This window comes from Neobacillus sp. KR4-4, from assembly GCF_042136325.1.
In the GTDB taxonomy this organism is placed as follows: domain Bacteria; phylum Bacillota; class Bacilli; order Bacillales; family Cytobacillaceae; genus Neobacillus.
Genome location: NZ_JBHHJU010000024.1, coordinates 75,215 through 85,991 on the forward strand (window position 1 = coordinate 75,215; position 10,777 = coordinate 85,991).

The 10,777-nt window shown below is 39.5% G+C and carries 10 protein-coding genes; 9 read left to right on the top strand and 1 reads right to left on the bottom strand.

The window, feature by feature from the left end; all coding sequences use genetic code 11:
- The first annotated feature begins 29 nt into the window (after positions 1 to 29).
- From ACE198_RS20805 to ACE198_RS20830, 6 genes are all read left to right on the top strand, one after another.
- Complete coding sequence (locus ACE198_RS20805) at positions 30 to 839, top strand: hypothetical protein (protein WP_375376899.1); 810 nt, start codon at positions 30 to 32, stop codon at positions 837 to 839.
- Positions 840 to 853: 14 nt separating this feature from the next.
- Positions 854 to 1,702 carry a DUF3307 domain-containing protein gene (locus ACE198_RS20810; RefSeq protein ID WP_375376900.1) on the top strand — a complete coding sequence of 283 codons (849 nt, stop codon included), beginning with the start codon at positions 854 to 856 and terminating at the stop codon, positions 1,700 to 1,702.
- Positions 1,703 to 1,906: 204 nt separating this feature from the next.
- A complete protein-coding gene (locus ACE198_RS20815) occupies positions 1,907 to 2,515 on the top strand; it encodes an alpha/beta hydrolase (protein ID WP_375376901.1) in 609 nt (202 codons plus the stop codon).
- Positions 2,516 to 2,883: 368 nt separating this feature from the next.
- Complete coding sequence (gene proB / locus ACE198_RS20820; protein WP_375376902.1) at positions 2,884 to 3,996, top strand: glutamate 5-kinase; 1,113 nt, start codon at positions 2,884 to 2,886, stop codon at positions 3,994 to 3,996.
- A 6-nt stretch (positions 3,997 to 4,002) separates the two neighbouring features.
- Positions 4,003 to 5,244 carry a glutamate-5-semialdehyde dehydrogenase gene (locus ACE198_RS20825; RefSeq protein WP_375376903.1) on the top strand — a complete coding sequence of 414 codons (1,242 nt, stop codon included), beginning with the start codon at positions 4,003 to 4,005 and terminating at the stop codon, positions 5,242 to 5,244.
- 150 nt (positions 5,245 to 5,394) lie between these two features.
- Complete coding sequence (locus ACE198_RS20830; RefSeq protein ID WP_375376904.1) at positions 5,395 to 7,677, top strand: ATP-dependent DNA helicase; 2,283 nt, start codon at positions 5,395 to 5,397, stop codon at positions 7,675 to 7,677.
- 59 nt (positions 7,678 to 7,736) lie between these two features.
- Here ACE198_RS20830 and ACE198_RS20835 read toward each other — a convergent pair whose 3' ends face one another.
- Positions 7,737 to 8,057 (bottom strand): hypothetical protein, encoded by a 321-nt coding sequence (locus ACE198_RS20835; protein ID WP_375376905.1) that lies wholly within the window; start codon positions 8,055 to 8,057, stop codon positions 7,737 to 7,739.
- 251 nt (positions 8,058 to 8,308) lie between these two features.
- On the opposite strand from ACE198_RS20835, the gene ACE198_RS20840 reads away from it, so the two are divergent.
- The 3 genes from ACE198_RS20840 to ACE198_RS20850 are packed head-to-tail and all read left to right on the top strand — an operon-like array spanning position 8,309 to position 10,620.
- Positions 8,309 to 8,563 (top strand): FeoA family protein, encoded by a 255-nt coding sequence (locus tag ACE198_RS20840; protein ID WP_375376906.1) that lies wholly within the window; start codon positions 8,309 to 8,311, stop codon positions 8,561 to 8,563.
- Entirely contained in the window at positions 8,553 to 9,242 is a 690-nt protein-coding gene (locus ACE198_RS20845; protein ID WP_375376907.1) for a FeoB small GTPase domain-containing protein, read from the top strand. Before ACE198_RS20840 ends, ACE198_RS20845 begins: the two co-directional genes overlap by 11 nt.
- Before the next feature lie 4 nt (positions 9,243 to 9,246).
- Positions 9,247 to 10,620, top strand: a complete 1,374-nt coding sequence (locus tag ACE198_RS20850) for a nucleoside recognition domain-containing protein (RefSeq protein ID WP_375376908.1) — start codon at positions 9,247 to 9,249, stop codon at positions 10,618 to 10,620.
- Positions 10,621 to 10,777: the final 157 nt, after the last annotated feature.

The following is a 10,777-nucleotide window of genomic DNA, read 5'->3' on the forward strand; positions in this document are numbered from 1 at the left end:
ATCTAACTAGGAACTGAAGGAGATAATAAATGAATGTTCCGATATCGATTTTTATTTTGGATGTAAGTAATTCTTCCACCCCAAATAGGGGGGAGGAACTTACTGTTTATTTGGATGAAGTGGTGGACTGGATCACGTATTGGACAAAGGATCTTGGGCCAATCCAAATAAAGCATCGTGCCGGAGATGAAATTATTTTTGTTGGTCCTGGATATTCAACTGCGTATACGATTGCCTTTTTTGTAAGCAGGGTGTGGAAATACAAGGAACATATGCCTTATTTCGGCTTGGCCTTTGGAGATATTGACAAGGAAGTAAAAGAACTGGATATTGAAAAATGGATCCATCCATTGGTTAAACAAGCAAGATACGCAAATGATTTAATTAAACAAGAAAAAAACAGAATGCTTTTTAAGTTCGAATTAGATCAATTCTATCCTAATGAATCAAAGGAGTCGTTCCCTTACCATAAGTTCAGGAATGAATTTGAAACACTTATTAATGCTTTATTATATTTACAGTTGAAGTTGATACAAAGTCAAACGGATATCCAGAAAATGGTATGCACACTCTTCCTTGTTTTAAAACAGCAAAAGGAGATTGCTAAGATTCTTCGCAAAACAGCTCCCACGATATCAAGTCATTTTAAAAAGGGAAATAGTGAGGAGATCCTAGATACTTTTTCAAAGATTATTAGTATACTGCATTCATTACAAGAAAAAGCGTATCCTGACAGTGCGATTCATCCACAAACAACAAATGAAAACCTTACCACCAGAATCCGGACTCACTTGCAGGAACCTATACACATTCATTCATTCTTAAGTCCCAGCCTTTAGAGAGAGGAGAAACCATGTTGTTTTTAAGTCTAGTTCTTGCCCACTTTCTTGCTGATTTTTATTTACAAACAGATGACATGGTGATTGATAAACGAAGTAATTTATGGAAACATGTCAGCCATCATCTTTTAACTACGGGCATTGTATTAGTTGGATTCTGGATTTTCTACTTTAATTTTGAGAATATCCTTAAATCCTTGTTCATCCCTTTAATTGGTATTGTAGCATCACATCTCTTTGTGGATTGGTTCAAGATTATGTTGATGGATAAATTGAAAATGACGAACGAAGATAACATGAAGCGGCTCGGTTACTTTGTTTTAGATCAGGTTCTGCATTTAGGGGCGATTCTTTTCGTATGTGTGTTCTGCTTTCGGTTTAACATTGAAGGGTTTGTTCAACAGAAAGGCGGATTAAGCTTCATAGAGTCTGTTCTGTTTTTTATTATTATTGTTATTCTAACAACAACTGTAAGCGGACATATGATCAAGATCCTCCTCGGTTCCCTGCCCAATCAATTATTGACCTTTGAGGGGAAATATTCATTTAAAAATGAACGAAATGAAGCTGAGTTTAGCCGGAGGGGTAAAAAAGGATTAACAGAAGAATACAATTATACAGTTTTCAGTAAGCATGATCTTTCACGAGGGAAATTAATCGGCTATATTGAGAGATTACTAGTCTTATTGTTAACATTTTATAGCGCTTACCCAGCGATTGGATTTATTGTGGCTGCCAAATCGATTGCTCGCTTTAAACAAATGGATGATCGGGACTGGGCAGAATATTTTTTATTGGGAACACTAACTTCTATGTTTCTTGGAATTACTTTTGGGATTTTGTTGAAAAGCGTCCTAACATAGGTGTTATCAAAAGAAAAGCATCCAGTGGGTGCTTTTTTTTTACAATTAATCAAAAAAGTTGACGAGGTATTCATTTAGTATTAATATTATCTCATATTCGAGATAATTGAAAAAAAGAGATTAGAGAAACTTTTACGATTAGGGAATGGCCAAGTTTCTAACAATAATGTAAGGAACTTTTACCTGAGAAAGGGGACTGACACGATGAAACATATTTTTCAAAAAGGGAAAGACGCAACGAAGCCAACATTTTTATTACTGCATGGAACCGGAGGAACGGAGTTAGATTTGATTCCACTTGCAGGGAAAATTGATGAAGATGCTTCTTTTTTAAGTGTTCGCGGAAATGTCCTTGAAAATGGGATGCCGCGTTTTTTTCGCAGATTAGCTGAAGGGATTTTTGATGAGGAGGATCTTATTCTTCGTACAAAAGAATTGTATGAATTCCTTGACGAAGCCTCACAAACTTATGAATTTGATCGTAAGAATATCATCGCAATTGGATATTCCAATGGTGCGAATATCGCTGCGAGTTTGTTGTTCCATTACAAAGATGCCTTAAAGGGAGCCATTCTCCATCATCCAATGGTGCCATTAAGAGGGATTGAATTGCCTGATTTATCAGAGGTAAATGTCTTTATTGGCGCAGGAACTAATGATCCGATTTGTTCGCCTCTGGAATCAGGTGACCTAGAAAAGATGTTGGAAAATGCAAATGCCAAAGTCCATCTTCACTGGGAGCATAATGGACACCAATTAAGCTACAGCGAAGTCGATGCCGCAGCTACGTGGTATAAACAAATCAATAAATAAGACTGACATTTGAGCTATCCGGAAAACTTTCGGTTAGCTTTTTATTTTAAAAATTTAAACTATTCTATTGACTTTTTATCATTTTCTAAGGATAATCAAAGAAATTATAAATCGAAAAATAGTTTGGGATTAGTAAATCTTGGGAACGTGCTAGAGAGTGAAACCCGCCGGCTGAAAGGTTTCTCACGGAAAAAGGTTGAACCTGCCCACACACACACTGCTTATGCAAACATAAGCCGTCACCCTCGTTACGGGTCCAAAGTGGGTGCATGGCATCAATAAAGGTGGTACCGCGGAAACGACTTTCCGTCCTTTTTATAAGGACAGAAGAGTCGTTTTTTTTATTTTAAAAGAAGGGTTAGAGGGAAATGAAAAAACAGTTGGTGGTTGTAAAAATTGGGAGCAGTTCACTCACGAATGCCTCAGGGACAATTTCTGAAGAAAAAATACGTGACCATGTGGAGGCACTTGCTTTCTTGAAAGAACAAGGGCATGATGTTTTACTTATTTCATCCGGAGCTGTTGCCGCAGGTTTTGGCTCACTTGGTTATCCGACACGTCCCAAAACGGTATCGGGGAAACAGGCAGCGGCTGCTGTTGGTCAAGGGCTACTGATGCAACAGTATATTCAGTTGTTTAATGAGTTTAATATTGTACCTGCCCAAATCTTATTAACGCGAGAAGACTTCTATAGCCAGGTCCGGTTTCATAACCTCTTTAATACGATTCAGAAGTTGCTTCAAAAAGGTGTATTACCGATAATAAATGAAAATGATTCGGTGGCAATTGATGAATTGACTTTCGGTGATAATGATATGTTGTCTGCTCTTGTGAGTGGCTTCTTACATGCCAATGCACTGATGATCTTAACGGATGTGAATGGTTTATATGATGGCAATCCCAAAACGTCAAAAGAAGCTAAAAAATATCATTTTATTCCCGAGATATCTGAAAACCTCCTAGGAGTTGCAGGCGAGGCTGGTTCTTCGGTAGGAACAGGCGGAATGAAGTCAAAATTACTAGCTTCAAAAAAAGCTCTTTCCCTCGGTGTCAGTGTTTTTGTCGGCACAGGTAAGGGAAAGGAAAAATTGGTGGATATATTAGCAGGTAAAGGGGATGGGACTTATATAGGAGGGCCCTTCCAAACACAAATGCAAATGAGGAAGCAATGGATCGCCTACCACTCACAGGTTGGTGGTGTAATCGAAATTGATGATGGGGCAGTGAATGCAGTATTGTTTCAAGGTAAAAGTCTACTGCCAGTGGGAGTGACTAATGTAATTGGAGAGTTTAATGCCTTAGATGTTGTCGTGGTCCGCAATCAAAAAGGGAGAATTGTTGGGAAAGGACAAAGCTACTATTCTTCTAAGAATTTACTAAAAGTAAAAGGCTTGCCGAGTGAACAATCAAAAGATTATTCGATTAATAAAAAAGCAGAAGTGATTCATCGGGATAATTGGGTCACAATGCCAAAGGAGTGAAAATAAATGAGTGAATTATTAGAAAAGGCCAGCAAATTGAAAAGGGCATCTAAACAATTGGGAATGCTGTCAACTGAAGACAAAAATACAGCGTTGTTAACAATGGCGGACCATTTATTGACGGAGAAAGAATGGTTAATCGCAGAAAACGCAAAAGATATAGAAGCAGGAAAAGAAAATGGATTCTCAGAGTCACTTTTGGATCGACTGCTTTTAACCCATGAAAGAATTGAACAGATTGTCGATGGAGTACGACAGTTGGTAGATTTGAAGGATCCTATAGGCGAAACGATTGAAGCATGGGACCGTCCGAATGGGTTACAAATTGAAACGATTCGAGTGCCGCTTGGGGTCATTGGCATGGTGTATGAAGCACGTCCTAATGTTACTGTTGATGCAGGAAGTCTGTGCTTAAAAGCTGGAAACGCTGTTCTTTTAAGAGGGAGCACCTCGGCGATTCATTCCAATAAAGCGCTTGTACATGTCATGCAGAAGGCACTTGCTGAAACGGCCATTCCTGCAGATGCTATTCAGCTTTTGGAGGACACGAGCCGTGAAACAGCGTCTAAAATGTTTAAATTGAATGAATACCTCGATGTTCTAATTCCTCGGGGTGGAGCAGGGTTAATTCAATCGGTAGTTCAAAATGCCACAGTTCCAGTTTTGGAGACAGGTGTAGGCAATTGTCATGTGTTCATAGATGAAACTGCTAAAGAAAACATGGCTATCGATATTGGGATCAATGCAAAATTACATCGGCCATCCGTTTGTAATGCAGCGGAAACCGTGCTAATTCACGAAAAATGGCCATATGCAGAAAAATTATTATATTCGCTTCATGACCGGGGAGTGGAACTGCGTGGAGATGAAGTTTTAACAGCTGCCTATCCTTTTGTAAAGCAGGCCACGGAAGAGGATTGGAAAAATGAATTTTTAGCACCGGTTTTGGCGGTAAAATTGGTTACTGATGTGAAGGCAGCGGTTGATCATATTGATCAATATGGAACGAAACATTCCGAGGCCATCATCAGTGAAAATCTTGACCATGTTCGTTTGTTCTTCCAGGCCGTGGATGCAGCGGTCCTCTATCATAATGCTTCCACCCGATTTACCGATGGCGAGCAGTTTGGTTATGGCGCAGAAATTGGAATTAGTACACAAAAGCTTCATGCCCGCGGACCAATGGGCCTCCGAGCGTTAACAACAACGAAAGCGATTGTCCGTGGAACTGGACAAATTCGGTCATAGTGATTCACCAAAAAAACAGGTAAGGATGTTGGTTGGTCCTTACCTGTTTTTTTATTGATGGGTTGGAAACTATCCAAAGAAGAGGAAAAACTGATATAATAAAAGCAAACATATATTCTCATAATTATTTATAGTAAGATGGTGGTTCTAGTGTCAGATACTATTTCTATATCAGTAAGAACTCTCGTTGAACATGTTTTTAGGAGCGGAAGTATCGATTCGCGTTTTCGATCACCATCAACAATGTTAGATGGAACAAGAATTCATCAAATGATCCAGAAAACGTATGGTGAATCCGATCAGAAAGAAGTATACCTCCGTACAGAGGTCAAGGCAGGAGAACTTTCTTTCACTATAGATGGCAGGTGTGATGGGTTATTGTTTCGTGATGAAGAGGTGATTATCGATGAAATCAAATCTTTTTCTCATGCTTCGGAGCAGATCCAGCAAGGAGGCTATCCCGTGCACTGGGCACAAGCGAAACTGTATGCCTTAATGTATGCGAAGGACAATGATTTACAGAAAATCACGGTTCAGCTTACATATGTCCACGTAGATACACTTGAGAAGATATTTTTCCAAAAAAGATACAACATCACAGAACTTGAAGTCTTTCTAGAAAATGTAATGGAGGACTATTCCCCTTATGCAAACCTGCTCTCTAGTCATCGAAAAAAGCGAAATGAGAGCTGTAAAGAGCTTACCTTCCCATTTGAAACCTACCGCGAGGGGCAACGGAAATTAGCTGGGGCGGTCTATAAGTCGATTTTCGATAAGAAAAATCTGTTTGCCAAAGCGCCAACCGGAATAGGAAAAACAATCTCGACACTTTTTCCATCTGTAAAAGCCATAGGAGAAGGGCATTTGGACAAAGTTTTCTATCTTACGGCTAAAACGATTACCCGTACAGCAGCAGAAGATGCTTTTAAGAAAATGCGCTCTTGTGGTCTTTGTTTGAGCACCGTTACGATAACAGCGAAAGATAAAGTTTGTTTTAAGGATGAGACCAATTGTCAAAAGGATTATTGTGAATTCGCTAATGGATATTATGACCGAATCAATGATGCGATACTTGATATCTTATCTAATGAAACAGGCATGACTCGAGAAATAATCGAAATTTACGCAAAAAAATACACAGTCTGCCCTTTTGAATTTTCGCTTGACCTTGCCTATGTCGTCGATGGCATCATCTGCGATTACAATTATGTATTTGACCCGCGTGTCTCCTTAAAGCGGTTGTTGGAAGAGCAAAAGAAGTCTACTGTCCTATTGGTTGACGAGGCCCACAATCTTGTTGACCGCGGACGGGAGATGTTTTCATCAAGTCTAAACAAAGAGGTATTTCTACAATTGAAAAAGGAAAATAAAGGTGTCAATAAATCCCTATTTGACGCAGCAAGTAAGCTTAATGCCTGGTTTCTTTCACTGAAAAAAGGAAATCCAGATAAGCATGAGTTCACCCTTGAACAACTGGATGAAGAATTGCTTGATACCCTTATTCAATTTGTAGAGATTACCGAACAAGTGCTTCCTTTAGAATCTTCACCAACTCTTTTGGAAGCTTACTTTATCGTCAATAATTTTTTGAAAATCAATGAGGTTCTTGATGAACATTATGTCATTTACGTAGAAAAAGTGAAAAATGATCTCATAGTAAAGCTTTTTTGCATTGATCCTTCTAAGCTGCTTCATCAAATGGGAAAGGGATATCGAGCGAAGATCTTCTTTTCAGCAACACTTTCGCCATTAAACTTTTATCAAGATCTGCTCGGCGGGCAGGAGGATGATTATGTGCTATCCATCCCTTCGCCATTTTCAAGTGATCAGGTCGATGTATATATACATCCATTGTCCACACGCTACCGTGATCGAGAGCGGACGAAGGAATCGATCGCAGCAGGAATTCAATCATTGATAAAAAAGCGGCCTGGGAATTATTTTATCTTTTTCCCATCCTATCAGTATTTATTAGCTGTTTATGAGCAATTCAAGCAACAGGATGAAGCAACGAAAACGATCCTTCAAGCAGCTGGAATGACTGAACCGGAAAGAGAAGCCTTTTTGGATGCCTTTAAACCGAATCAAACGGAAACACTACTGGGATTCGCGGTCCTTGGTGGGATATTTTCGGAGGGTGTTGATTTGATTGGCGATCGCTTAAATGGGGTAGTGGTTATTGGTGTAGGTTTGCCGCAACTATGTTTTGAACGGAATCTCATTAAAGATCATTTTAATCAACAAAACAAAAATGGTTATGACTATGCCTATGTATATCCTGGCATGAACAAGGTACTACAAGCTGGGGGAAGGTTAATTCGTTCAGAAGAAGACCTTGGAACAATTGTGTTGATTGATGATCGGTTCTTACAACATCAATATCAACAACTCCTGCCGCCGGAATGGCAGCAGTTTACGGTTGGGTCACCTTAATTACAAAAATTTTCAAGAAAAAACCCTTATGGAATCTGTCCATAAGGGTTGCTGTGGTTTTAAATGAAAAAAGTTCCAGATACCATAAAGCTAAACAGTGTCCCAAGGATTAATCCTGTGGCTGCAAAAAAAGTAAGGATCGCGCCGTGGACTTGACTGCGTTCACAAAACGTCATGATGCCCATAAATACAGCTCCAACACCAAACAAGAGCGGCATGAAAACAAGCGATATAGCGAAGAACAACCATCCCAAAATTACATAAATCAATCCTTTCTTTTTGCTAGAAGAAGTTACATCCGGTTGGAAGGTTGCACTCCCACAGGTTTGACAGATTTTTGAGTTAACCACCTCGTAGGATCCTCCTGAAGAATCAAACATTTTAATCCTCCCATCTTTTTCTATAAAAAACTGAATATTATAAAAATTAACTATAGATTACCATAACTTGTTAAAAGATCAAGTGATATAAATCACTTCCTTGAATAAAATGGCCTTTTTTCCTTTTTTTAGATAAAGGTCCACACATAAATTATATTTATTTTTGCTAAATAGGAGACATTTTTAGAATTTTTACATATAATTAAACAAAAGTTGCACACGGTAAAAACTTTGAAGGTGGGGAAAGAGAGATGGATAAACCTAATATTATTAAACTGGTGAACGGTCAAAAAGGAAATTTGATTAAAATAACTGATTTAAACCTAGAGGGTGTCATGAGAAGAAGATTATTAGATTTAGGATTTGTGAATGGAGCACTCGTAGAGGTGATCCGGAAAAGTCCATTGGGAGATCCAATTGCTTTTCGTGTTAGTCAAACAACGATTGCACTACGGAGAGAGGAAAGCTCGAAAATAGAGGGGGAGCTGATATCCAATGGGGAATGAATACCGCATTGCTTTAGCAGGAAATCCGAATACAGGAAAGAGCACCTTGTTCAATGCCTTAACCGGCCTTAGACAGCATACGGGGAATTGGGCAGGAAAAACGGTTTCCATGGCACAGGGCAGTGTTCAGTTTAAAGATAAAACCTTTCAATTAATTGACTTACCTGGGACCTATTCGTTATTTTCAAATTCAAAAGACGAGGAAGTGGCCCGAAATTATATTGTTTTTGAAAAGCCGGATGTTACCTTAGTTGTGCTCGATGCGACATCTTTGGAGCGTAATCTCAATTTAGCGCTGCAGGTTTTAGAGATGACCAAAAATGTGATCATTTGCATTAATTTAATTGATGTGGCTGAGGAGCAAGGAATTCATATTAACGAGCGCTTATTAACGAACCGGTTAGGGGTCCCAATTATTAAAATTTCGGCCAGAAACAAAAAAGGGTTCCCAATGCTACTTGATACAATAGACCGGGTGGTGACAGGGGCGATTGAATGCCATCCGGTTCAGATGACCTATCCTGAAGAGATCGAAGCAAAAATTAAGAAAATCGAACCGAAAGTTCGTGAAATTATCGGGGATCGTCTTTCAGCCCGCTGGGTGGCATTAAGATTATTAGATGGTGACGAGGCTTTACTAAATGAAATTAATAGCAGAATGGTACCTGAGGAGGTATAGCGCAATGAGTATTCAAGACCTTTATGCGGAGGCTCAGGAGTTATCCACTTCGAAGCTAAGAGATGACATTGTTCAACAACTCTATGACCGCAGTCATAAATTATGCGGCGAAGGAATTACCTATACAAAATCAAAACGAGATACGCGCACTGAAAAGTTGGATGCCATTTTTACTTCTCCGATTTTTGGTTTTCCAATCATGTTAACCATGTTAGGAGTGTTATTTTATTTAACTATCGCCGGGGCGAATGTTCCTTCATCAATGATCGCTGAGTTTTTTGGGTTCTTAGAAGGATATTTAACCTCATTTTTTGCCTATGTGAATGCACCCGATTGGCTGCACGGGATTCTCGTGCTCGGGTTATATAGGGGAACCACATGGGTAATAAGCGTTATGCTGCCACCGATGGCTATCTTTTTTCCTTCATTCGCACTTTTAGAAAATTATGGATATTTACCAAGGGTTGCTTTCAATATGGATCGGCTGTTCAAGAGGGTCGGTGCCCATGGAAAGCAGTCATTAACCATGGCAATGGGGTTTGGCTGTAATGCAGCTGCTGTGATTTCGACACGGATTATTGAATCACCAAGAGAGCGGATGCTGGCGATTTTGACCAACAACTTTGTACCATGTAACGGCAGATGGGGAACATTAATTGTGTTAGCTTCTTTATTCATGGCGGCTAATTTTACCGGTGGACTTAAATCCCTTGTTACGACAGGGGTTATCGTTGGTATCGTTATGTTTGGAATCATTGTAACCTTTTTTGTCTCTTGGGTTCTCTCGAAAACTGCACTTAAAGGGATCCCGACCCATTATACGTTAGAACTCCCACCGTACCGGAAACCGAAAATCTTTGATACCGTCATCCGCTCATCTCTGACAAAATCCTGGTCCGTGTTAGTTCGTGCAGTGAAAGTAGCGGCACCAGCAGCGATTTTAACTTGGGTGTTCGCAAATATTTATATTGGTGACACAAGTATTCTCATGTATGCGGTCGAGTTTTTGGATCCGTTTGGCAAACTGCTCGGGCTTGATGGATATATCATGATGGCGTTCATTCTAGGATTACCTGCAAACGAAATTGTTCTTCCAATCCTTTTGATGGGTTATTTATCAACCGGATCATTGACAGAAGTCGATAACTTAGTAGATTTAAAGCAAATCTTCCTAGATCATGGCTGGACGTGGCTTACAGCACTTAATATGATGTTGTTTTCATTACTTCATTACCCGTGCGGCACAACCTTGCTGAATATCTATAAAGAAACAAAGAGTAAAAAATGGACCTTCCTTGCTTTCTTGATTCCGACCGTTATCGCGATTTTTGTTCCATTGATTATTACACAAACGGTTAGATATTTTGGGTTATTATAATTTAAAAAGGGGCTGACTTTTGTCAGTCCCTTTCAGACTGTCGACAAATCCGAAGGATTTCGGGTTTTAAATCGACAGTCTTTTTTGTTTGGCTCATTAAACTAGTCTGTTGATTTCCGTTCCAGGCGGCTTCGCTTTCCGCGGGCGGTTCGGGGAG

What these genes read in the sequence shown, in the direction of transcription:
- ACE198_RS20805 (WP_375376899.1), top strand. Translation starts at nt 30, where the DNA reads ATGAATGTTCCGATATCGATTTTTATTTTGGATGTAAGTAATTCTTCC.
- ACE198_RS20810 (WP_375376900.1), top strand. Translation starts at nt 854, where the DNA reads ATGTTGTTTTTAAGTCTAGTTCTTGCCCACTTTCTTGCTGATTTTTAT.
- ACE198_RS20815 (WP_375376901.1), top strand. Translation starts at nt 1,907, where the DNA reads ATGAAACATATTTTTCAAAAAGGGAAAGACGCAACGAAGCCAACATTT.
- proB (WP_375376902.1), top strand. Translation starts at nt 2,884, where the DNA reads ATGAAAAAACAGTTGGTGGTTGTAAAAATTGGGAGCAGTTCACTCACG.
- ACE198_RS20825 (WP_375376903.1), top strand. Translation starts at nt 4,003, where the DNA reads ATGAGTGAATTATTAGAAAAGGCCAGCAAATTGAAAAGGGCATCTAAA.
- ACE198_RS20835 (WP_375376905.1), bottom strand. Translation starts at nt 8,057, where the DNA reads ATGTTTGATTCTTCAGGAGGATCCTACGAGGTGGTTAACTCAAAAATC.
- ACE198_RS20840 (WP_375376906.1), top strand. Translation starts at nt 8,309, where the DNA reads ATGGATAAACCTAATATTATTAAACTGGTGAACGGTCAAAAAGGAAAT.
- ACE198_RS20845 (WP_375376907.1), top strand. Translation starts at nt 8,553, where the DNA reads ATGGGGAATGAATACCGCATTGCTTTAGCAGGAAATCCGAATACAGGA.
- ACE198_RS20850 (WP_375376908.1), top strand. Translation starts at nt 9,247, where the DNA reads ATGAGTATTCAAGACCTTTATGCGGAGGCTCAGGAGTTATCCACTTCG.